At 68.0% G+C, this 21,523-nt stretch carries 17 protein-coding genes and 6 pseudogenes; 12 read left to right on the top strand and 11 right to left on the bottom strand.

Annotated elements, in window-relative coordinates:
- Window positions 1-16: 16 nt before the first annotated feature.
- From G6N20_RS13375 to G6N20_RS13340, 8 genes and pseudogenes are all read left to right on the top strand, one after another.
- Entirely contained in the window at window positions 17-1,357 is a 1,341-nt protein-coding gene (locus G6N20_RS13375) for a xylulokinase (protein ID WP_083045909.1), read from the top strand.
- 27 nt (window positions 1,358-1,384) lie between these two features.
- Window positions 1,385-2,050 (top strand): GNAT family N-acetyltransferase, encoded by a 666-nt coding sequence (locus G6N20_RS13370; protein ID WP_083045908.1) that lies wholly within the window; start codon window positions 1,385-1,387, stop codon window positions 2,048-2,050.
- Between the two features lie 506 nt (window positions 2,051-2,556).
- On the top strand, window positions 2,557-3,882 hold the full coding sequence (gene secY, locus G6N20_RS13365) for a preprotein translocase subunit SecY (RefSeq protein WP_083045907.1): 1,326 nt from the start codon (window positions 2,557-2,559) through the stop codon (window positions 3,880-3,882).
- A pseudogene (locus G6N20_RS13360) lies at window positions 3,879-4,418 on the top strand (adenylate kinase); the annotation flags it as partial. The gene secY and the pseudogene G6N20_RS13360, both read left to right, overlap by 4 nt.
- A 65-nt stretch (window positions 4,419-4,483) precedes the next feature.
- Complete coding sequence (gene map / locus G6N20_RS13355) at window positions 4,484-5,284, top strand: type I methionyl aminopeptidase (protein ID WP_083045905.1); 801 nt, start codon at window positions 4,484-4,486, stop codon at window positions 5,282-5,284.
- Between the two features lie 347 nt (window positions 5,285-5,631).
- Window positions 5,632-6,165, top strand: coding sequence for a sigma-70 family RNA polymerase sigma factor (locus G6N20_RS13350; protein WP_083045904.1), 534 nt, complete (start codon window positions 5,632-5,634; stop codon window positions 6,163-6,165).
- A gap of 81 nt (window positions 6,166-6,246) precedes the next feature.
- Window positions 6,247-6,963: an anti-sigma factor family protein gene (locus G6N20_RS13345; protein WP_083045976.1), complete on the top strand. Its 717-nt coding sequence runs from the start codon at window positions 6,247-6,249 to the stop codon at window positions 6,961-6,963.
- Window positions 6,964-7,013: 50 nt separating this feature from the next.
- Window positions 7,014-7,310, top strand: a pseudogene (locus tag G6N20_RS13340) (thiamine pyrophosphate-binding protein); the annotation flags it as partial.
- On the opposite strand, the pseudogene G6N20_RS21325 reads toward G6N20_RS13340, so the two are convergent.
- Together G6N20_RS21325 and G6N20_RS13330 are read right to left on the bottom strand one after the other, a co-directional pair.
- A pseudogene (locus G6N20_RS21325) lies at window positions 7,301-8,291 on the bottom strand (FtsX-like permease family protein); the annotation flags it as partial. The pseudogenes G6N20_RS13340 and G6N20_RS21325 sit on opposite strands and share 10 nt — an antisense overlap.
- Window positions 8,285-8,615 (bottom strand): annotated as a pseudogene (locus G6N20_RS13330) (ABC transporter ATP-binding protein); the annotation flags it as partial. The pseudogenes G6N20_RS21325 and G6N20_RS13330, both read right to left, overlap by 7 nt.
- A 31-nt stretch (window positions 8,616-8,646) precedes the next feature.
- Between G6N20_RS13330 and G6N20_RS13325 the strand changes: the two are divergent.
- From G6N20_RS13325 to G6N20_RS13310, 4 genes and pseudogenes are all read left to right on the top strand, one after another.
- Window positions 8,647-9,192, top strand: coding sequence for a MarR family winged helix-turn-helix transcriptional regulator (locus G6N20_RS13325; RefSeq protein ID WP_232065341.1), 546 nt, complete (start codon window positions 8,647-8,649; stop codon window positions 9,190-9,192).
- A 433-nt stretch (window positions 9,193-9,625) separates the two neighbouring features.
- Window positions 9,626-10,174, top strand: coding sequence for a TIGR03086 family metal-binding protein (locus G6N20_RS13320; RefSeq protein ID WP_083045901.1), 549 nt, complete (start codon window positions 9,626-9,628; stop codon window positions 10,172-10,174).
- Window positions 10,175-10,336: 162 nt separating this feature from the next.
- Window positions 10,337-10,978, top strand: a pseudogene (locus G6N20_RS13315) (DUF4226 domain-containing protein).
- 114 nt (window positions 10,979-11,092) lie between these two features.
- Window positions 11,093-11,619 (top strand): annotated as a pseudogene (locus tag G6N20_RS13310) (hypothetical protein).
- A gap of 17 nt (window positions 11,620-11,636) precedes the next feature.
- Here the strand turns inward: G6N20_RS13310 and mmsB are convergent.
- The 9 genes from mmsB to G6N20_RS13265 all read right to left on the bottom strand — a co-directional run bounded on the left by mmsB (window position 11,637) and on the right by G6N20_RS13265 (window position 21,467).
- Window positions 11,637-12,512, bottom strand: a complete 876-nt coding sequence (mmsB, locus tag G6N20_RS13305; RefSeq protein WP_083045900.1) for a 3-hydroxyisobutyrate dehydrogenase — start codon at window positions 12,510-12,512, stop codon at window positions 11,637-11,639.
- 10 nt (window positions 12,513-12,522) lie between these two features.
- Window positions 12,523-13,683: an acyl-CoA dehydrogenase family protein gene (locus G6N20_RS13300; protein ID WP_083045899.1), complete on the bottom strand. Its 1,161-nt coding sequence runs from the start codon at window positions 13,681-13,683 to the stop codon at window positions 12,523-12,525.
- Between the two features lie 13 nt (window positions 13,684-13,696).
- The gene (locus tag G6N20_RS13295; protein ID WP_083045898.1) at window positions 13,697-15,217 is read right to left on the bottom strand and encodes a CoA-acylating methylmalonate-semialdehyde dehydrogenase; all 1,521 of its coding nucleotides are present in this window, start codon (window positions 15,215-15,217) and stop codon (window positions 13,697-13,699) included.
- Between the two features lie 92 nt (window positions 15,218-15,309).
- Complete coding sequence (locus G6N20_RS13290; RefSeq protein WP_083045897.1) at window positions 15,310-16,599, bottom strand: hypothetical protein; 1,290 nt, start codon at window positions 16,597-16,599, stop codon at window positions 15,310-15,312.
- Window positions 16,600-16,739: 140 nt separating this feature from the next.
- A complete protein-coding gene (locus G6N20_RS13285) occupies window positions 16,740-18,263 on the bottom strand; it encodes an HNH endonuclease signature motif containing protein (protein WP_083045896.1) in 1,524 nt (507 codons plus the stop codon).
- Between the two features lie 70 nt (window positions 18,264-18,333).
- Window positions 18,334-18,825 carry a lipoprotein LpqH gene (locus G6N20_RS13280; RefSeq protein ID WP_083045895.1) on the bottom strand — a complete coding sequence of 164 codons (492 nt, stop codon included), beginning with the start codon at window positions 18,823-18,825 and terminating at the stop codon, window positions 18,334-18,336.
- Between the two features lie 92 nt (window positions 18,826-18,917).
- Window positions 18,918-19,526, bottom strand: a complete 609-nt coding sequence (gene rfbC, locus G6N20_RS13275) for a dTDP-4-dehydrorhamnose 3,5-epimerase (RefSeq protein WP_083045894.1) — start codon at window positions 19,524-19,526, stop codon at window positions 18,918-18,920.
- A gap of 1 nt (window position 19,527) precedes the next feature.
- Window positions 19,528-20,523: a dTDP-glucose 4,6-dehydratase gene (gene rfbB, locus G6N20_RS13270; RefSeq protein WP_083045893.1), complete on the bottom strand. Its 996-nt coding sequence runs from the start codon at window positions 20,521-20,523 to the stop codon at window positions 19,528-19,530.
- Between the two features lie 71 nt (window positions 20,524-20,594).
- Window positions 20,595-21,467 carry an LLM class F420-dependent oxidoreductase gene (locus tag G6N20_RS13265; RefSeq protein ID WP_083045892.1) on the bottom strand — a complete coding sequence of 291 codons (873 nt, stop codon included), beginning with the start codon at window positions 21,465-21,467 and terminating at the stop codon, window positions 20,595-20,597.
- Between the last annotated feature and the right edge of the window lie 56 nt (window positions 21,468-21,523).

Here is a 21,523-nt window from a genome sequence, read left to right as displayed (position 1 = left end):
GCGTACCGTGACGCCCGTGTCACGCACAGACGTCACCATCGGCATCGACGTCGGCACCACGGCGGTCAAAGCGGTGGCCGCCGACGAGGACGGCCAGGTGATGGCCAGGGTGCGGATTCCTCATCGGCTGCGGGTGCCGGCCGCCGACCGGCTCGAGCACGACGCCGACGAGGCGTGGCGGCGGGGTCCGTTGGCGGCATGGGACCAGCTGGCCCGGCCGCAGGCACGCGCGGTGGCCGTATCGGCGATGGTGCCGTCGATGACCGCCGTGAACTCCGCTGGCCGGCCGCTCACACCGGGGTTGCTGTACGGCGACGGCAGGGGCCGGGTGCCCGTGTCCGGCGAGCAGCCGTCGCTACCGTCGGCGGGCGAGGCCGCCGCGTTTGTGCGCTGGACCGCCCGTCAAGCGCCGGAAGCGGCCGGCTTCTGGCCGGCGCCGGCGGTGGCCAACCACGCGCTGGCGGGTGAGCCGGTGATCGACGTCGCCACGGCGATCACCAGCTTTCCGCTGTTCGACGGGACGGGCTGGAGCGCGGCGGCCTGCGCCGACTGCGGCGTGACCGTTGACCGCATGCCCAGGGTGGACGCGGTGGGAGTGGCCGCCGGGCGGGTGCCCGGCACCGGGGTGGTGCTGGCGGTCGGAGCGATCGATGCGCTGTGTGAACAATTCGTGGCCGGCGCCGACAACGATGGCGACGTGCTGGTGCTGTGTGGCGCCACGCTGATTGTGTGGACGACCATCGCCGGGGCTCGGCAGGTGCCCGGGCTGTGGACCGTTCCGCATCCGATCGCCGGAATGAGCACGATCGGCGGCGCCAGCAACGCGGGAGGATTGTTCCTCAATTGGGTGGATCGTGTTGTGGGACAGGCCGATCCGGATGTGGTCGATCCGCGGCGGGTCCCGGTCTGGTCGCCCTACATCCGCGGGGAGCGCACACCGTTGCACGACCCGGATCGTCGCGCGGTGCTGGACGGTTTGAATCTCACCCACGACGCGGCATCGGTGCGCCGGGCCGCCTACGAGGCGTCGGGCTTTGTCGTGCGCCAACTCGTGGAGCGCAGCGGTGCGCCGGTGTCGCGCATCGTCGCCGCCGGCGGCGGCACCCGGGTGCAGCCCTGGATGCAGGCCATCGCCGACGCGACCGGCCGGCCGGTGGAGGTATCCGCGGTGGCCGAGGGCGCGGCGCTGGGCGCGGCTTTCCTGGGGCGGATGGCGGTGGGTTGGGAATCGTCGATCACCGACGCGGCCCGATGGGCTCGCATCGAGCGCATCGTCGAACCGCAGCCGGCGTGGAGGGGTGCCGTCGAGGACAGGTACGCACGGTTTCTGGAATTGAGCGCACCACCGGCGCGATAACTGCTTTCTTCGTTCTACCCTTATGCAATGACAGATCACGACCAGACCGCCGCCCGTCGCGAGATCGCAGATGCGCTGCTCGCCGCGCTGGAACGCCGGCACGAGGTCGCCGACGCCATCGTGGAGGCGAAGAACAAGCCCGCCGCGGTCGAGGCGATCGTGACCCTGCTCGGCACGTCCCACCAGGCCGCGGAAGCGGTGATGAGCATGTCGTTCGATCAGCTCACCCAGGACGCACGCAAGAAGATCATTGCCGAGCTCGACGACTTGAACAAGCAGTTGACCTTCACGCTCGGCGAGCGTCCGGCAAGCTCCGGCGAAAGCCTGGAGCTGCGGCCCTTCTCGGCCGTCGACGACCGCGACATCTTCGCCGCGCGCACCGAGGAGATGCAGGCCGCCGGCGACGGTTCCGGCGCACCGGCCGGCAGTGTCGACGACGAGATCCGCGCGGCGCTCAAGCGTGTGCATGACGAAGAGGCCGCGTGGTTCGTCGCCGTCGCCTCCGGCGAGAAGGTCGGCATGGTGTTCGGCGAGTTGGTGCACGGCGAGGTCGACGTTCGGGTCTGGATTCACCCCGCCCACCGCAAGAAGGGTTACGGCACCGCCGCGCTGCGCAAATCGCGGTCGGAGATGGCCTACGTCTTCCCCGCCGTGCCGATGGTTGCGCGCGCGCCGGCCGTCAACCCTGGCTAGCGGTCTCGCTCGTAACGGCGTGCGCGACTCCTGGCGACCCGGCGCGCAAGGCACACGTTCCCTCTAGTCTCACCGCCTCACGTATTCCCGCACGGTAGGCATATGCGATGTGCCCGCCTACGCGCGACAACCGGGGGCTGTCGTTGGTAGCCGGGCACTGTGTATATCGGTCAGTTCCGGGCACACGTGGGGCAGATGAGGAAAATGCGACGCCTGGCTCGCTAGCCGCATTGCGGTACGGTCCGAGCACGCGGAGGAAGGGGTCGACGCCGACCGCGGATCAGCGGACCGGCAAGCGGATTGGCCGTCACACCCCACGCTGGCAGCTCAGTGTCGCAGTAACAAACGACGGGCAGTGGGCGCCGCACTCGCCGGCACCAAGGCGGCCCTGAAGGGACGCGCCCACACCAGCTGTTAGTCTCGTTTGACGCGCGACGCCGTACTTCCTGGCCTGCGGGTGTTGGGCGCGTGACGCAGGATGACCCTCGGCTGCGCAGGAGGAAGAATTGCTTTCGGCTTTCATCTCATCGCTGCGAACAGTCGACCTGAGACGGAAGATCCTCTTCACGCTGGGCATCGTCATCCTCTACCGCGTCGGGGCCGCGCTGCCGTCGCCCGGCGTCAACTTCCCCAACGTGCAGCAGTGCATCAAGGAAGCCAGCGGTGGCGAAGCCGGACAGATCTACTCACTGATCAACCTGTTCTCCGGCGGTGCCCTGCTCAAGCTCACGGTGTTCGCGGTGGGGGTGATGCCCTACATCACCGCCAGCATCATCGTGCAGCTGCTCACCGTGGTCATCCCGCGGTTCGAGGAGCTGCGCAAAGAGGGCCAGGCCGGCCAGGCCAAAATGACCCAATACACCCGCTACCTGGCGATCGCGCTGGCCATCCTGCAGGCCACCAGCATCGTGGCGCTGGCCGCCAACGGCGGGCTGCTGCAGGGCTGCTCGCTGGACATCATCGCCGACCAAAGCATCTTCACCCTGGTCGTGATCGTGCTGGTGATGACGGGCGGCGCCGCCCTGGTCATGTGGATGGGTGAGCTGATCACCGAACGCGGCATCGGCAACGGCATGTCGCTGCTGATCTTCGTCGGCATCGCCGCCCGCATTCCCGCCGAAGGGAACGCAATCCTGCAAAGCCGGGGCGGGGTGCTGTTCGCCGCGGTCTGCGTGGCCGCGCTGATCATCATCGTCGGCGTGGTGTTCGTCGAGCAGGGCCAGCGCCGCATCCCGGTGCAGTACGCCAAGCGCATGGTGGGCCGGCGGATGTACGGGGGGACCTCGACATATCTGCCGCTCAAGGTCAACCAGGCCGGCGTTATCCCGGTCATCTTCGCCTCCTCGCTGATCTACATTCCGCATCTGATCACCCAGTTGATCCGCAGCGGAAGCGGCGGGCTGGGCCACAGCTGGTGGGACAAATTCGTGGGCACCTACCTGTCCGATCCGAGCAACCTCGGTTATATCGCGATCTACTTCGGGCTGATCATCTTCTTCACCTACTTCTACGTGTCGATCACGTTCAATCCCGACGAACGCGCCGACGAGATGAAGAAGTTCGGTGGCTTCATTCCGGGTATCCGGCCGGGCCGCCCGACCGCCGACTACCTGCGCTATGTGCTGAGCCGCATCACCCTGCCGGGCTCGATCTACCTCGGTGTCATTTCGGTGCTGCCCAACCTGTTCCTGCAGATCGGGAACGCCGGAGCGGTGCAAAATCTACCCTTCGGGGGTACCGCGGTTCTGATCATGATCGGTGTCGGCTTGGATACGGTCAAACAGATCGAGAGTCAGCTCATGCAGCGCAACTACGAAGGGTTCCTCAAGTGAGAGTGGTTTTGCTGGGGCCGCCGGGGGCGGGCAAGGGAACGCAGGCCGAGAAGCTGGCCACAAAACTCGGGATCCCGCAGATCTCCACCGGCGAACTGTTCCGGCGAAACATCAACGACGGCACCAAACTCGGTGTGGAAGCCAAACGCTACCTGGACGCCGGTGACTTGGTGCCCTCCGATCTGACCAACGCACTCGTCGACGATCGGCTGAGCGAGCCGGATGCGGCCAACGGCTTCATCCTCGACGGGTATCCACGCTCGGTGGAGCAGGCCAGGGCGCTGCACGACATGCTGCAGCGGCGGGGAACCGACATCGACGCGGTCTTGGAGTTCCGGGTGTCGCAGGAGGAGCTGTTGCAGCGGCTCAGAGGCCGCGGCCGCGCCGACGACACCGACGACGTCATTCTCAACCGGATGAAGGTCTACCGCGACGAGACGGCGCCGCTGCTGGAGTACTACAGCGGCGAATTGAAGACGGTCGACGCCGTCGGCACCATGGATGAAGTGTTCGCCCGCGCGTTGCTAGCTCTAGGGGTGATCGCAAGCGTGGCGGAGCCGGGCGCAGCGGGTCGCCCCTCATCAAACCCAGGCAAGTAACCATGCGCGCCTTGGCACGGCTGCGGGGCCGCAGAGTCGTGCCGCAGCGCACTGCGGGCGAGCTTGACGCGATGGCCGCGGCGGGTGCTGTGGTGGCGGCCGCGCTGCGCGCCGTCCGCGTGGCCGCGGTCGCCGGGGTGTCCAGCCTGAGTCTCGACGAGATCGCCGAGACGGTGATCCGCGAAGCCGGCGCTGTCCCGTCGTTCCTGGGCTATCACGGCTATCCGGCGTCGATCTGCGCCTCGGTCAATGACCGGGTGGTTCACGGCATCCCGTCGGCGGCCGAGATCCTCGCGCCTGGGGACCTGGTCTCCATCGACTGTGGAGCGGTGTTGGACGGCTGGCATGGTGATGCGGCGATCACCTTCGGCGTCGGAACGCTGAGCCCGGCCGACGAGGCGCTGTCGGAGGCTACCAGGGAAGCGCTGGCAGCCGGGGTCGCGGCGATGGTGGTCGGCAATCGGTTGACCGACGTCGCGCACGCCATCGAATCGGGTGCCCGTGCCGCCGAGGGCCGGTACCGCCGGTCGTTCGGGATCGTCGACGGGTACGGGGGCCACGGGATCGGTCGGCGGATGCACATGGATCCGTTCCTGCCCAATGAGGGCACCCCGGGACGCGGGCCGTTGCTGGCCGTGGGTTCGGTGCTGGCCATTGAGCCGATGCTGACCCTCGGTACCACCAAGACGGTGGTGCTCGATGACCAGTGGACGGTCACCACCGCCGATGGATCACGCGCGGCGCACTGGGAACATACCGTGGCCGTCACCGAGGACGGGCCCCGCATCCTGACCCTTGCTTAGTGGTCTCGCTCGTAGGTTCGTTGGTCCAAGCGACAGCCACGGTTGCCGCTCGTAGGCGGGCACATCGCATATGCCTGCCGCACCGGAACGCGTGAGGCGGGTGAGACAACAGGGAACGTCCACCTTGCCCACCGGCTCGCCAAAAGCCGCGACACGCGGGCCCACCCTGGTTCCGACCCCGACGAACTTACGAGCCTGACCACTTAGTCTGAATTGCCCGGCTGGCCCTCGCCGCCACCCGGCTGGGGTGCCCCCAACCTCAGACCGCGACGCGGTCTGCATTGTCGCCGGGCTAGCGTTGAACTGAACGCCTAATTGACTCGTGTCAGTTGGCGGGAGGTGATCGAGTGGCCCGTGTGGCGGGCACCGCGGCCACCGAGGCCGCTCTGATGAAGGCGCTCTACGACGAGCATGCCGCGATCTTGTGGCGCTATGCGCTCCGATTGACAGGCGACGCGAGCCGGGCCGAGGACGTCGTCCAAGAGACGCTGCTGCGGGCCTGGCAGCATCCGGAGGTGGTCGGCGATGCGGAGCGCTCGGCGCGGGCGTGGCTGTTCACCGTCGCGCGCAACATGATCGTCGACGAGCGACGCAGCGCACGGTTTCGCAAGGTCGTCGCCTCGACCGACGAATCGGGCGGGCCCGAGCAGTCCACGCCGGACGAGGTGAACGCGGCCCTGGACCGGTTGCTGATCGCCGACGCGATGGCCCAGTTGTCCGTGGAGCATCGGGCCGTGATCGAGCGGTCCTACTACCGCGGATGGACCACCGCGCAGATCGCGTCAGACCTGGGAATAGCCGAAGGAACGGTGAAGTCGCGCCTGCACTACGCGGTACGGGCTTTGCGGCTCACTCTGCAGGAACGTGGAGTTACCCGATGACAGCGCAGCAGCCAGATTCCAGGCCCCGTCCGCATGGCCGTCGGATCCGAATACTTAAGGATGTCAAAGGAGATGGATGACATGAGGACGCCGCTACGAGGACTTGACCCGCCCAGCGGTGACAGCGATCGCTACGCCACCTGGGATGCCGCCTACGTGTTGGGGTCGTTGTCTGCGGCCGACCGTCGCGAATTCGAGGCGCACCTGGCCGGCTGTGCGGCGTGCCGGGAGTCGGTTGCCGAGCTCTGTGGTGTACCCGCCCTGCTGTCGCAGCTAGACCGTGACGACCTGGCCGCCATCGATGAGTCCGGCCCGGCGCCCCTGGCGCCGCAGATGTTGCTGCCGTCGTTGTTGGCAACCGTGCGCAGGCGGCGTCGACGCATCCGCGTGACGACCTGGGTGGCCTCGGCCGCCGCCGCCGCGGTGCTGGTGATCTGTGTGCTGATCGGTGTCGGCGGCCAGTCCGCCTCGCCGCAGCGGCCGACCGTGTCGGCGCTGCCGATGGCGCAGGTGGGGACGACCTTGTTGGCCTCCACGGTGTCGGTAAGTCCCGAGCACTGGGGGACGTTCATCAACCTCCGCTGCGTGTGCCTGGCGCCGCCGGACGCTCCGCATGACACGCTGGCGATGGTGGTGGTGGGTCGCGACGGCAGCCAGACTCGGCTGGCGACGTGGGTGGCCGAACCCGGCCAGACCGCGACCCCCGCCGGCAGCATTTCGACGCCGGTTGATCAGATCGCGGCCGTCCAAGTGGTTTACGCCGACACCGGTCAGGTGCTGCTGCAGCGTTCGCTGTAGGTTCTCGCTCCGGGCGGTGAACTGTAGGCACGCGCACGTCGTGGTAAGGCATGCTTGGGATGCGCCGGGTGGTCGACCATGTCGTCGAGCATCTCGCGGCAATCGGCGTCGAGCACATCTTCGGTGTGGACGGCGCCAACATGGAGGACCGTTTCGACGCCGCGCACTTTCAGTCGTCGATCACCGCGGTGCTGGCCAAGCACGAGTTCTCCGCCGCCACGATGGCCGACGGGTACGGCCGCAGCGGGGTCGGACCGGAGTCTGGGCTGGGAGTGGTGGCCGCGACCTCGGGCGGCGGCGCGCTGAATCCGGTTGCGGGCCTGGGGGAGTCGCCGGCCAGCACCGTCGTCGCCAGCGCCGCCGGTTTCGCGTAGCCCGGCAGCCAATGCCGGATGCGCGCTTCCAGGCCTTGGGTCACCGCCGGCGGGCCATCGGCCAATCGCGATGCGGTCCAGCAATATTCCGATGCCCGACCCGATGGCGCCGCCGATCAGCGCGAGCAGCGCGGCCTCCGTGAGCATGTCGGCGACGACGGTGGTGCGCCGGCCGCCGAGCGCGCGCAGCACCGAGATGACCGAGCGGCGCTGGGTGATCGTCATGGACATCGCGGTGTAGATCAGGAACGCGTCGGCGACGAGGGCCCGGCCGCATACCGCCGTGGTGACCGCGGTACGCACCGCGGCACGATCGGCGCCCGGTTCTCAGGTGATCAGTATCGAGTCGAGCCGGCCCGGTCGCCTGGAAACGTTCTGCGCCAAAGCAAGTGGGGCAAGGACGAAGTGGCCACCGTTGAGCTCGGCGAGTTGCCGGTCAGCGAGCACGTCGAGGACCGCGACCGATCCCGAGCCCAGCCGGAACCTCTCGCCCTTGGGCAGCAGCGACGCCCGGCCCGACCCGCACCCCGTGTGGCGTCGCGAACAGTGCATCCAACTGTCGGGTGACGACGGTGTCCAAGACGCCACCCAACCTGGCGCTGTTATCGTCCGCGTCGAACAGCAGAACCGGCCCCGACGCCGTGGCCGCGGGCGTCGGATCATCGGTGCCGCGGTCGCGACGCCGGGAACCGCCGCCGCGTCAGCCGTTACGGTGTCGGCAAATCCGGCGTCGATGATGCCCGACACCTCGAGCGCCGCGAGGCCGGCGATCCCGTCGGCCAACCGGTTGACCGATTCGGTGATCGACCCGAAGATGCCCAAGACCGCGACCAGATACATGGCGGACATTGCCATGACGGTGTTCGAGGCGACGGTGCGGCGGCGGTGCGCGGCAAGCTCGCGCAGGCTGAACAGTCGTAGCCGACTCGCCGCCGTCAACGCCCGCGTCACCATGAGACCAGCAATGCGTTGGAACAAACCCGACCGTCCTGCAGGGTGATCCGGCGATCGGTGGCCGCGGCGGCATCCGAATTGTGGGTCACCATCACCAGCAGACGCTGGCCGTCCGTGTGCGCGAGTTCGGCAAGGAGCGTCAGAATCGCAGCGCCCGTTCGGGAATCGAGGTTTCCGGTGGGTTCGTAGGCCAGGATGAGCGCGGGTCCATCATCAACGCCCGCGCCAGCGCGACCCGCTGCATTTAAGCCCTTAGCGCAGTCGAACCGCCTGCGGTTTGGCCTTGCCCAGCCGGACACCGTCGAGCAGCCTGGGCACCTGTACGCGGATCGGTTCGACGTCGGCGCCGACCGGGATGCCCCAGGTGACCGGATTGCGTGCGCGTGCGGTAAGAAAGGGCGTGGCTGCCTCGACACAACGTGACCCCATCGCCGCGGCACGGGCCAACTGGGAGCGCGCCGGGTGGGGCGATGTGTCACTGGGGATGGTGGCCGTGACGTCGGTGATGCGTGCGCATCAGATCCTGCTGGCCCGCGTCGAGGCGGCGCTGCGGCCCTACGACCTGAGCTTCTCCCGCTTCGAATTGCTGCGGCTGTTGGCGTTCAGCCGTACTGGCGCGTTGCCGATCACCAAGGCGTCGGACCGGTTGCAGGTGCACGTCACCAGCGTCACCCACGCGATCCGACGGCTGGAAGCCGACGGATTGGTCCGGCGGGTTCCGCACCCGACCGACGGGCGGACCACGCTGGTGGAGATCACCGAGCTGGGCCGTTCCACAGTCGAGGACGCCACCGTCACGCTCAACGAGCGGGTGTTCGCCGACATCGGGATGGGCGCCGAGGAATCGGCGGCGCTGGTGTCGGCCATCGAAACGTTGCGGCGCAATGCGGGCGACTTCTGAGCGCGAGCAGACGCAAAAACCCCCAATTCGGGCCCGAATTGGGGCCTTTTGCGTCTGCTCGCGCCCCGCTTGGCGGGTCCGGTGGCGCTGCCGTGCTGCGCGGTAACGGCGGCAACGGCGGCAAGGGCGGGCTGGGCACCCGCCGGGCACCGGTGCCACACCCGGCTGCTGCTCGGCCTGGACGGGTTGACGTGGCCGGCGGTCGGCCACCGCTGAGCACCGTTCGAGACGTCCGCTCGGCCTTGAGTACGGGCGGGGTCGGCGGTATCCGGCGGCGGGCAGCTGACCGGACCGGCCGAAACCCACTGCATGGTCAACGATTTCGAGACGGGCTGTTAGCAGGCCGTGCCCGCGCTGCGCTGTCCAAAAACGTCATGGGCACGCATGATGATGGGATATGGCGGACCCCAATTCAACCGCGAAAGGCAGGACAGTGGACCCACTAATGGCTCACCAGCGCGCTCAGGACGCGTTTGCCGCGCTCCTCGCCAACGTCCGCACTGACCAGCTCGGCGGCCCCACGCCGTGCTCGGAGTGGACGATCAACGATCTGATCGAGCACGTCATCGGCGGCAACGAGCAGGTCGGGCGATGGGCGACCAGCCCCATCGAGCCGCCGGCGCGGCCCGATGGCCTGGTTGCCGCCCACCAAGTCGCGGCCGCGGCCGCCCACGAGATCTTCGCGGCGCCGGGCGGGATGTCCGCCACGTTCAAGCTGCCGTTCGGGGAGGTTCCCGGGCAGGTGTTCATCGGGTTGCGCACCACCGATGTGCTGACCCACGCGTGGGATCTTGCCGCCGCCACCGGCCAATCCACCGATGTTGATCCCGAGTTGGCCGTCGAGCAGCTCGCCGCCGCGCGTGCCTTGGTGGGGCCGCAGTTCCGCGGGTCGGGAAAGCCGTTCGCGGACGAGAAGCCGTGCCCGCCGGAGCGCCCGCCCGCCGATCAGCTAGCGGCATTCCTGGGCCGCACGGTGCAGTGAACCCGCGAATTCGGCTGCCGCGCAACATTTCGAATTGGCGTAGATCTCGGCGGGGTGGCTGCCCAGCGGCGCGCCGCACCCGTGAAGGCCATTGCTTTCATCGCCAGGCCCAGTCGCGATCGGCGTGGTGGCGCAGCCCGGCGTGAAGTGCTGTTGGCCGTGATGTCGGATTACAGTCTCGGCGTGCCCGACGAGACAGGCCATGGCGCTGGTGCGGCGCGCGCACGTGAATCGGCGCTGACACAGCACGTTGGGGTGTCCGCGCAGGCCGATCGGGCCGTCCTCCCCACGCCGCGCCGGGCCTATGAGAGCTTGGCAGTCGGTCGCCGCCGGCTTGACGCCAACCCCAGGAACCGCCTCCGGATCCGGTGCCATTCCGCCCTACCAGCCGAAGGCGTGGGCGGCGTGCCGGGCGCGTGGCCAGGACCCGGACAAGGTCGTCAGAATGTTCCATCACGCGCCCGTGAGCGCGGGATTCCGCTCGCTACACGCCGGAGACTCCGTGTTGTACTGCGGCATGACAAGTACGGGGTGCTGCACATCCGGGCCAAGCATGGACGCCAGTGGCAGGATGTTGCGGATGCACGATGGCCGAGTGCGGGCAATTGGCGCTATCTCGCCGATTACACGATCGGCGCCACGCTGGCCTACTCGGAGCGAGTGGAGTACAACCAAGACAATGACACGTTCGCCGTGTAGCGGAGAGTGTCGCCGTTGTCGACGGCAGATACGTTTTCACAACCAGTGTGATTATTTCGGGCACACGACGGGAAGATCATTACGGCCTTCCCGCAGACGACGTGATGCGCCGGTTGGGAACTAAGGGAAGGTGATGGCGTGACCGGGCCACCGTGAAGCTATGCAGGGCGCCGGGACCTTATCGCAGAGAAGCTGGAGCCGTACTTTCAGATCAGCGCCATGCTGCCGAAGAACACCAGACCCACCTCGGAAACCGCCGAAGAGTTCTGGGACAACTCGCTGTGGTGCAGCTGGGGCGACCGAGATACGGGATACACCCGCACCGTCACGGTTTCGATCTGCCAGGTGGCGGACGGCGAACGTGAGGCCGAAGGGGTTCGGGACATGATGCGGTTGGAGTGTCCGGCTGGGCTGGATCTACGGACACCCAACCCGGAGGCATCCGAGATCACCGGTCAGCGGCCCGGAGAATACGTGTTCGTGCTCAACTATCTAGGGCATGTGCGGGCAATAGTGGGCACCTGTTACATCGAGATCATGCCAAGGGGCACGGGGATCGAGCTGAGCAAATTGGCCGATGTGGCATTGGATATCGGGCGCAGCGTCGGATGCCGGCCTACGAGAACGACTTCACGCTGCCGGACATTCCAACGCAGTGGCGCAACCAGCCGCTGGGCTGGTCCACGCAGGGCCTTGCCCCCGACCTGCCGGGGCTGTCGGACCCGAAAGACGCCGCCGAGGGCTGAGGGGTGTGTCGGCGAATTCAGTTGCCGCGCAACGTTTGGATCACCGCGCTGAAGTCCAGGTCGGCATGGTCGGCGGCGAATTTGGCGTAGATCTCGGCGGCGTGGCTGCCCAGCGGGGCCGCCGCGCCGGTGGAGGCCACCGCGTCCATGGCCAGGCCCAGGTCCTTGTTCATCAGCGCGGTTGAAAACCCCGGCCGAAAGCCGTCGTTGGCCGGTGAGCTGGGCACCGGGCCCGGTACCGGGCAGTTGGTGTGTACCGCCCAGCAATTGCCGGTCGCGCCGGTGATGACGTCGAACAACGACTGCGCGGACAGCCCGAGCTTCTCGGCCAGCACGAACGCCTCGGCGATGGCGATCTGCTGCACCGCCAGCACCATGTTGTTGCATACCTTGGCGGCCTGTCCGGCACCGGCCGCACCGCAGTGAATGATCTTGCCCGCCATGGGCTCTAGCACCGGGCGTGCCCGCCGCAGCGCTGACTCGTCGCCGCCGACCATGAATGCCAGCGTCCCGGCGGCGGCGCCCTTCACCCCGCCGGAGACCGGCGCATCCAGTTGGAGCATGCCGCGCGATTCGGCCAGCGCGTGCACCTCACGGGCATCGTTGACCGAGATCGTGGAGCTGTCGATGAACAGCGTTGCCGGACGTGCGGCGGCCAGCACCTCGGCGTAGCAGCGTTTGACGACGTCGCCGGTGGGCAGCATGGTGATGACCACTTCGGCCTCGGCCACCGCTTCGGGGGCGCTGCGAACCACCGTGACACCGTGCGCCGCCGCGCCGGACGCCGCCGCGGGTGCCGGGTCGAATCCGCGCACGACATGGCCCGCGCCCACCAGATTCGCCGACATCGGCGCACCCATGTTGCCTAAACCAAGGAAGGCGATGGTCGTCATCTGAGCCTCTCTAAACGGCGGCACGGAACCGCGCGGCCTCGGCGCGACCGATTACCACCCGCATGATCTCGTTGGTCCCTTCCAGGATTCGATGCACCCGCAGATCGCGGACGATCTTCTCCAGACCATACTCGCGCAGATAGCCATAGCCGCCGTGTAGCTGCAGGGCCTGGTCGGCGACATCGAAGCAAGTATCGGTGACATAGCGTTTGGCCATCGCGCACAGCTCGACCTTGTCGGCGGCGTCGTCGTCGAGCGCACTTGCAGCCCGCCACAACAACATTCGTGACGTCTGCAGCCCGGTGGCCATGTCGGCCAGGGTGAAGCGGACGGTCGGTTCGTCGAGCAGCGGCGTGCCAAACGCCTGCCGGTCGCGAACATAGGCGCCCGCCTTCTCGAAGGCGGCCTGGGCGCCTCCCAGTGAGCACGCCGCGATGTTGAGTCGGCCGCCGTTGAGGCCATTCATCGCAATGCCGAAGCCTGCGCCTTCACCATCGGCGCCGCCTAGCATGGCCGAGGCGGGTATCCGCACTCCCTGCAGAATCACCTGCGCGGTCGGCTGCGCATGCCAGCCCATCTTCTCCTCGTGCGCCCCGAAACTCAGCCCCGGCGAGCCCTTTTCGACGATGAACGCCGAAATACCACGCGGGCCTTGGTCTCCGGTGCGGGCCATCACCAGGTAGACATCGGAGGCTCCGGCACCGGAGATGAACTGTTTGACGCCGTCGAGCACATAGTCGCCGCCGTGCCTGACGGCGCGGGTGCTCAGTGCGCTGGCATCGGACCCGGCGCCGGGCTCGGTCAGGCAGTAGCTGGCGATGACGTCCATCGTGGCCAGGCGCGGAATCCAGTCCGTGCGTTGCTCGTCGGTGCCGAAGCTGTCGATCATCCACGCGCACATGTTGTGGATGGACAGGAACGCGGCGGTGACCGGATCCGCGGTCGCCAACTGCTCGAATATACGCACCCCGTCGAGCCGGCGCAGCCCGCTGCCGCCCACGTCGTCGCGGCAGTAGATCGCCGCCATCCCGAGTTTCGCGGCCTCGCGTAACACGTCCACCGGAAAGTGCTTGGCGGCATCCCATTCCAGGGCGTGCGGGGCCAGGCGCTTGCCGGCGAAGGCGGCCGCCGTCTCGGTGATCACGCGTTCGTCGTCGTTGAGGGTGAACATGCTGACGTCGGCGCTAATTCATGGTGGGGATGACGAAGTCGGCACCGTCCTTGATTCCGGACGGCCACCGCGACGTGACGGTCTTGACCTTGGTGTAGAACTGGATCGCCGCCGGGCCGTGCTGATTGAGGTCGCCGAAGCCGGAGCGTTTCCAGCCACCGAAAGTGTGGTAGGCCACCGGCACCGGGATCGGCACGTTCACGCCGACCATGCCCACCTGGACCCGCGCGACGAAGTCGCGGGCGGCGTCGCCGTCGCGGGTGAAGATCGCCACCCCGTTGCCGTATTCGTGTTCCGAGGGCAGCCGCAACGCCTCCTCGTAGTCGTGGGCGCGGACCATGCACAACACCGGCCCGAAGATCTCGTCGGTATAGATCGACATGTGGGCGGCGACATGGTCGAACAGCGTCGGCCCGATGAAGAAGCCGCCCTCCAGGTTCGCGTCGCCGAACATGAGCTCGTCGCTGGCGCGGTCGCGGCCGTCGACGACCAGCTCGGCGCCGGCCGCGACTCCTTGGCCGATGTAGTCGCGCACGCGTGCCAGTGCGGCCGCGGTGACCAGCGGACCGTAGTCGGCCTTGGGGTCCAGGCTGTGCCCGACCCGCAGATTGTTGATCCGCTCAATCAGCCTGGCGCGCAGCCGCTTCGCGGTCTGCTCGCCGACCGGGACCGCGACGCTGATCGCCATGCACCGTTCGCCGGCACTGCCGTACCCGGCGCCGACCAGGGCGTCGACGGCCTGGTCGAGGTCCGCGTCGGGCATCACGATCATGTGGTTCTTGGCGCCGCCGAAGCATTGCGACCGCTTGCCGGTGGCAGCGGCCGTCGCGGAGATGTACTGGGCGATCTCCGAGCTGCCGACGAAGCCGACGGCCTTGATGTCGGGGTGGTGCAGGATGGCGTCGACGGCCTCCTTGTCGCCGTGCACCACCTGGAACACGCCCGGGGGCAGGCCGGCCTCGATGAACAGCTCGGCCAGCCGCACCGGAACCGACGGGTCGCGCTCACTGGGCTTGAGCACGAAGGCGTTTCCGCACGCCAGGGCCGGGCCGGCCTTCCACAGTGGGATCATCGCCGGAAAGTTGAACGGGGTGATGCCGGCGACCACGCCCAGCGGCTGCCGCAGCGAGTAGACGTCGATGCCGGGGCCGGCGCCCTCGGTGTATTCGCCCTTGAGCAGGTGGGGAACGCCGATGCAGAACTCGATCACCTCGATGCCGCGCTGGATGTCGCCGCGGGCGTCGGCCAGCGTCTTGCCGTGCTCGCGGGACAACAGCTCGGCCAGCTCGTCGGTGTGGTCGTTGACCAGCTCGACAAAGCGCATCAGCACCCGGGCTCGGCGCTGCGGATTCCAAGCGGCCCAGCCCTTTTGCGCCTCGACGGCAGAGGCCACGGCCGCGTCGACGTCGGCCTTGCCGGCCATCGGCACGGTGGCCTGGACCTGGCCGGTGTTGGGGTCGAAGACGTCGGCGGTGCGGGTGGACCGGCCGGCGATGCGCTGCCCATCAACCAAGTGTGGAACCTGTGTGGTCATGGCTTGTCCCAAGGATGTCGGGATGATACTTGCATATCCTAGTAACCGTGCGCGTGCGGTGGCAAGCCGCCGGACTTTCAATGGCCGGGCGCTCAGGTCAGCAGCGTGTCGCGATACATCGCGGCGAAGCGGCCCAGCGCCTGCTCGCCGATGCTGCGCCCGTCGCTGCGGAACATGGCGCGCAGCGTCCTGCCGGTGCCCACCAGCCCGAGACAGACGGGCATGGCGCGCAGGGCGGACGTCGGGCTAAACCACACCTCGGTGGTGTCGCCGGCCTCGCCGCCGAAGGCGGGGATGGCGACCCGGCCCAGGTTCGACAGGCAGGTGCTGTCGACGAACCGGTCTTCGACCAATGGGAGGAGCAGCTGGAACTGACGCTTGAGCCGCGCCGGCAGCGCGCTTCCCCGCTCGAGCAGGTCGACCACCCACCCGGCCGCTCCGGCCCGTTTCAACGGCCGAGTAATCCCGGCGACTAGGGCGGTCGCCCGCTCGAGGTCGGTCACGTCGTCGACCTGCAGGACGATCGCAAGATAGCTGGAGAAATTGGAAATCACCTCACTCGACCACGCGGCGGGCCGGAAGTTCACCGGCATGTTGACCGACACCGAGTCACCGACGGGGTGATCGTGCACGCGGTTCCACCGCAGGACTGTCAACGCCAGCGCGGCCATGGCCAGGTCATTGACGGTCGCGTCGGCAGGCCGGCGGGCCAGCGCGGTGGTGGTGTCGTCGTCCTCGATGGTGAGTGGGGCGAAAACGTAGCGCGGCCCGTCGGCGCAGCCCCCATCGGGGGCCACCCGGGTGACCCGCTTGCGGTCGACGGCTGTGGTCGCCAGGGTGTGGGCGCGGATCAGCAGGTCGGACAGTCCCCGGGAGCCGGCGATGTCTTTGAGGTCGCGGGCTTCCTCGATCGGAGGACCGCCCACCTCGTCGGGCTCACCCGCGTACGCCCGGGCCAGGGAGAGCAGAAGACGCAGCGAGCCCATGCCGTCGAAGGCGGCGTGGTGCAAGTTGAGTAGCAGACGGTCGCCCCGGGTCTCGCGAACCACCGTGACGGCGAAGGCCGGGCTGCGGGACAGATCAGGAGCCCGGGAGTACAGGCGACTGCGCACCTCGTTGACGGGTTCATCGGTGATCTCCACGGCCAGGTGGTCGGCGCGATCAGCGACCTCCCAGTACAGCGACCGCGCGGTGAGGCTCGCGCTGCCAAGGCGCGCCCGGGCCAGGGGGTGCTTCGCGACCGCGGTGCGTAGCGCGGCGGCAAGCCGGTCGGGGTCGAGGCGACCGGACACCCGTGCCTCTATTTGCACTGACGGAACGAGCTCATCGTCGGCGGCGATGAACACCTCGTCCAGCGTGGTGAGGCGCAGTGTGTGGGCCATGGCTTCATCTTCATCCAGCCCGAAACATGCCCGCAAGGTGTCTCTGGTCTACGCCTCGACCATGCAGGGATTACCCCCACACGCCGATTCGCGTGAGATCGTCTGGGCCTGAGGCGATGTCGACGTCGCAGCAGTCCGCATCAAAACGGCGGCGGGTCGTCGTCGGCCTCGGGTGGGGCCGGCCCGGAGGAGCTGGTGCACGCGCTCGGCTGGGCCGTGCGAGCGTGGTGATTGTGTCGGCGTTCGGTGGCGATGCGCTGGGCCCGGTCTTGCGCGCGGGTGCGCCGCCGTTTGGGCATCATCGCGGTGCGCTCGCCGCAGTAGTCCAACGGTGGGTCGGCTTCGGGTGCCGGGAGACCGCCGGTGGCGCGGCACAGGCTGGGAAAAAGCAGGGCGCTGCTGGGGGTGGTGACGTAGGTGTGCCCGGCCGGTGAGGTCAGGATCAGGGTGCCGTCGGGCAGTTGCTTGTCCCGCCAGCCCCAAAACGTTTTCACCAAATGATGGGTACGGCAATAACATTTGAGGTTGGCCGCATGGGTGGGCCCGCCGTCGGCGTAGGGGATCGTATGGTCGAGGTCGCAATCGACCGCGGGCCGGTCACAGCCGGGCCAGCGGCAGGTCAGATCCCGGCAGCGCACGAAATCGGCCAGCGCCTGCGACGGCGCGTATCCCGGCTCGGGTGGGGCGTCGGCCGGGTGGACCAGCGGCACCAGCTTTGCCGACTTGGCCAGTTCGGCAACGAGTTCGGGTGCGATGAGCCCGTCGGCTGCCACCAGCGAGCCCGGCGTCGACCCGGTGCCGTCGAGGCTGGCTTGGTCGGCGATCACATGAATAACGACCGGTGGTGGCGCCGGCCGGCCCCCGGCCGCGCAGTCGGGCCGCCCGCAGCGACAGCCCAGCCGATCGGCCCCCGCGGCCAACGCGCCCAGCGCATCGGCGCGGCGCTGCTGGCGGCTGCGCGGATCGTGCGCACACACGGTGGCCGCCAGCGCGGTCAACCGCTTGTCCAGGGCGTGCGCGTCCGGGGTCAACAGGCTGCCGTGGATCTCGCAGACACCGTCGACGCAATCCGTGATCCAGATCTCCCGATCGGCCTGGTGCTCCTGGCGCCGCCGCACCGCATCGGCGTCGGCGCGGGCCACGATCTTGTCGACCTGCCCGGCCAGCCGACCCCGGCTCAGCGACGGCCAGCGCGGCACCTTGGCGGCCAGCTCGGCGTCCACCGCCGCCAGCACCTCGCGGTCGGTGATCAGGTCGGTGCGATACACGATCGTCTGAAACATCCGATAGTCGATATCGCCGGCCTTGAACACTTCAGCCACCCGCGGCAGCCGCTCCCGCATCGCCCGCGCGTAGCGCAGCCGGCTACCCGCCAACCCCTGACTGATCCGCAACGCAGCGGCCAGCTCGGCGGCCACCGCCTCCATCGTGTCGATCGCCCAGTCCTCGTTCTCCGAGCAGCGCGCCAACCGGTAGCCGAACAAGTCGCCAATCGCGGCCAGCTGCGCGGCCGCGGCCCGGTTCTCCGCCCGCGACGCCGAGCAGATCCGATCCACCATCGCCGCGGACTCCGCGGTGGCCGACGGGTAACGCCGCTCAACGAGCTCATCGAAGCGGGCGATCACCTCCGGTTGCGGCACCACCGCGGCCATCCTATCGAACATACGTGCTAGTATGCCACGGCGTGCCGACAAGAAAAACGAGCGATAGGCGCAGGCAGCCCGCCATACAGCACTAGGGACAGGTGGCGTCGACTTCGAAGGTCTTGCTGACCTGCTGCCCCGCGCTGTCCACACCGGTGGCGGTGCCGGTGATCCGGTAGCTGTTGCCGTTCTTGGTGGCGGTGGCGCTGTTGCCGGGCGCGCCCTCGGTGAAGCTCAACACAACCCCGTCAACGGTGCCCAGCCCGGCGCTGCGGACCGCCGAGGCGTCGGGTTCCAGGCCGACGATGACGCCGGTGAGCAGGTCGCCGATGGCAATGGAGAACTTGCCGTCGTTCGTCGAGCACACCACGGGGCCACCGACATTCTGCGCCCGGCCGCCGATGATGACCCTGGTCTCTCCCGGTGCTGCCGGTGTGGCGCTGGACGGGGTCGCGGCACCGGTGGCCACGCTGGACTTCGGCGCGCCCGGCGAGGGGCTCGCCGCCTCGTCGTCGCTGGAACACCCGGCCAGTACCGCCACGCAGGTCGCCGCTCCGGCGGCGGTCAACAACTCGCGCTTCACCACGCTCTCCTTCTCATCGGCCTGCGCCCGCGATATCGGCGGATCTGGTAGAAGCAGTATGTATGTCCGGCCAGCTGGCGTACAGCCGCCCGTTAGGCACCGCGCAGATCTCGGATGAACGTCTGCGTCTCCTGCCAGCTGGGCAACAGGCCTGAGGAGCGCACTTCGTCGAAGCTGGGGGCCGCGGCGTCGCGGTCGGATAAGCTGGGTGCCGCCCCGCCGACCAGCGGCCAGTCGATTGCCAGCGTTGGATCGGTAGCACAGATGGTGTGCTCGCGCTGCGGGTTGTATTCCGCCGAACACAGATACATCACCGTCGAATTGTCTTGCAGCGCAAGAAAACCATGCGCGAGGCCCTCTGAGATGTAGACGGACCTGCGGTCCCGGTCGTCGAGCAGCACCGAGGCCCAACGGCCGAATGTCGGCGAGCCCAAACGGATGTCGACCACCACATCGAAGATGGCGCCGGACACGCAGGTCACGTATTTGGCCTGGCTCGGTGGCAGCTGGGCAAAGTGCAGGCCGCGCAGCACACCGGCCGACGATACCGAGCAATTGGCTTGCCGGACGTCCAAGCGGTGACCGGCAAATGCGCGAAACCCGTGATCGGTAAGCCATTCGAAGAACAGTCCGCGGGGATCGCGGTGGATGGTCGGGGTGATCTCCCAGGCGCCCGGGACGTCGAGTTCGCGTGCTTTCATCTCATTGACCGCGTTCCTGGTAGCGGGCCTCCGCGGCGTCCTTCAACGGGCGCCACCACGACTCGTTTTTGCGGTACCAGTCGATGGTGTCACGCAGTCCTTCTTCGAAGTCGGTGTGCTTTGGGGCCCAGCATAATTCGCTGTACAGGGTGGAGGGATCGATCGCGTATCGCAGGTCGTGACCGACGCGGTCGGGAACATGGTCGAAGTCGTCCGGATCGCGTCCCATCAGGCGCAGCAGCGTGCGCAGCACCGTCAGATTGTCGCGCTCGCCTTCGGAGCTGATCAGGTAGGTCCGGCCGATCTGGCCCTTCTCCAGGATTCGCCGGACCGCGCTGTTGTGGTCCTCGACGTGGATCCAGTCGCGCACGTTGGCGCCGCTGCCATACAGCTTGGGGCGCCGCCCGGTGAGCACGTTGGTGATCTGGCGCGGGATGAACTTCTCCACGTGCTGATACGGCCCGTAGTTGTTGGAGCAGTTGGAGATCGTCGCGGGTACGCCGTAGGACCGCACCCAGGCCCGGACCAGCATGTCCGCGCCGGCCTTGGTCGCCGAGTACGGACTCGACGGGTTGTAAGGCGTGGTCTCGGTGAACCGCTGCGGGTCGTCGAGCGCGAGGTCGCCATAGACCTCGTCGGTCGAGATGTGGTGCAGGCGCACGCCGTGGCGCCGCACCGCCTCCAAGATGGTGAAGGTACCGACGACGTTGGTGCGCAGGAACGGCTCCGGGTCATCCAGCGCGTTGTCGACATGGGATTCGGCGGCGAAATGCACCACCGCGTCGGATTCGGCCACCAGCTGCGAAACCAGCTCGGCGTCGGTGATGTCGCCCTCCACCAGCCGGATGGCGTCCGCGACATCGGCCAACGACTCCCGCCGCCCGGCGTAGGTCAAGGCGTCGAGCACCGTCACCGTGTCGTCGGGATAATCGCGTACGGTGCTGTGCACGAAATTCGCGCCGATGAAGCCGGCCCCGCCGGTTACCAGCAACCGCATGCGTCAAACCCTAACCGAGCAGCGCCCGCGGCCAGTTGTCTGGTCCAGCGCGGGTCAGACCATCCCGATCGTCAGCGCCGCATGGCCGTTTCCAGCCCGAGCGCCCCGGCCAATTCGGCCAGGGCGGGGACCAGCTGGTCAGCTCCGGTGAGGACCTGGACGGGGACGTGGTCGGCTCCGGCGTGCAGGTGCTCGGTGAGCCGGGCCGCGATGGTGTCGGTGCTGCCGTATGCGACCACGGCGTCGACCAGGCGGTCGCTGCCCGGCGCGGTGATGTCGTCGTCGGTGAAGCCCAGCCGTTTCCAGTTGTTGCGGTAGTTGGCCAGGTTGAAATAGATGCCAAGGGCTTTGCGGCCCACCGCACGGGCCCGCTCCGCGTCGGTGGTCAGCACCACCTTGTGTTCGGGTGCCAGAAACGCCGACGGTCCCAGCAGTTCCCGGGCCCGGGCGGTGTGCTCCGGAGTGGTGAGGTAGGGGTGGGCGCCCGCGCTGCGTTGCGCCGACAGCTTCAGGACCCGCGGGCCCAGCGCGGCGACCACGCGACGGTTGGCCGGCACGCCGTACTCGTCGAGCCGGTCCAGATAGCTCACCAGCGCGTCGTAGGGCCTGCGGTATTCGGTGACCACCTCGGCATGGCCGACGCCGATACCCAGCAGGAAGCGGCCCGGGTAGGCCTTGTCGATCCGGTGAAACGAGTCGGCAACCGGCTTGGCGGGCGCCGACCAGATGTTGACGATGCCGGTGGCCACCTGCAAGGTGGTCGTGGCCTCGAGGATGGGTTCCACCCAGGCCAGCGCGGCCGGCGGTGAACCTCCCACCCAGACGGCCCCGTAACCCAAGGATTCGATTTCTTTGGCCTGCGCAGGCGTCACGCCGCGTCCGAACGATCCGAACCGGCCCAGGTTTGGCTTGCCAGCGCCAGAGTTGGCAGCAGTGTCGGTCATGGTGACTCTAACCCGTGGGCCGCGTGCCCTATTCCTATGTGCCGCTTTCGGGCTAG

Source organism: Mycobacterium shinjukuense (assembly GCF_010730055.1).
Lineage (GTDB): Bacteria > Actinomycetota > Actinomycetes > Mycobacteriales > Mycobacteriaceae > Mycobacterium > Mycobacterium shinjukuense.
The sequence above is the reverse complement of the archived record's forward strand: the minus strand, read 5'-3'. Positions and strand labels throughout refer to the sequence as shown.

Coding starts and splice junctions, on each gene's coding strand:
- G6N20_RS13370 (WP_083045908.1), top strand. CDS start 1,385: ATGACAGATCACGACCAGACCGCCGCCCGTCGCGAGATCGCAGATGCG.
- map (WP_083045905.1), top strand. CDS start 4,484: ATGCGCGCCTTGGCACGGCTGCGGGGCCGCAGAGTCGTGCCGCAGCGC.
- G6N20_RS13345 (WP_083045976.1), top strand. CDS start 6,247: ATGAGGACGCCGCTACGAGGACTTGACCCGCCCAGCGGTGACAGCGAT.
- G6N20_RS13325 (WP_232065341.1), top strand. CDS start 8,647: ATGCCCCAGGTGACCGGATTGCGTGCGCGTGCGGTAAGAAAGGGCGTG.
- mmsB (WP_083045900.1), bottom strand. CDS start 12,512: ATGACGACCATCGCCTTCCTTGGTTTAGGCAACATGGGTGCGCCGATG.
- G6N20_RS13300 (WP_083045899.1), bottom strand. CDS start 13,683: ATGTTCACCCTCAACGACGACGAACGCGTGATCACCGAGACGGCGGCC.
- G6N20_RS13295 (WP_083045898.1), bottom strand. CDS start 15,217: ATGACCACACAGGTTCCACACTTGGTTGATGGGCAGCGCATCGCCGGC.
- G6N20_RS13290 (WP_083045897.1), bottom strand. CDS start 16,599: ATGGCCCACACACTGCGCCTCACCACGCTGGACGAGGTGTTCATCGCC.
- G6N20_RS13285 (WP_083045896.1), bottom strand. CDS start 18,263: ATGTTCGATAGGATGGCCGCGGTGGTGCCGCAACCGGAGGTGATCGCC.
- rfbC (WP_083045894.1), bottom strand. CDS start 19,526: ATGAAAGCACGCGAACTCGACGTCCCGGGCGCCTGGGAGATCACCCCG.
- rfbB (WP_083045893.1), bottom strand. CDS start 20,523: ATGCGGTTGCTGGTAACCGGCGGGGCCGGCTTCATCGGCGCGAATTTC.
- G6N20_RS13265 (WP_083045892.1), bottom strand. CDS start 21,467: ATGACCGACACTGCTGCCAACTCTGGCGCTGGCAAGCCAAACCTGGGC.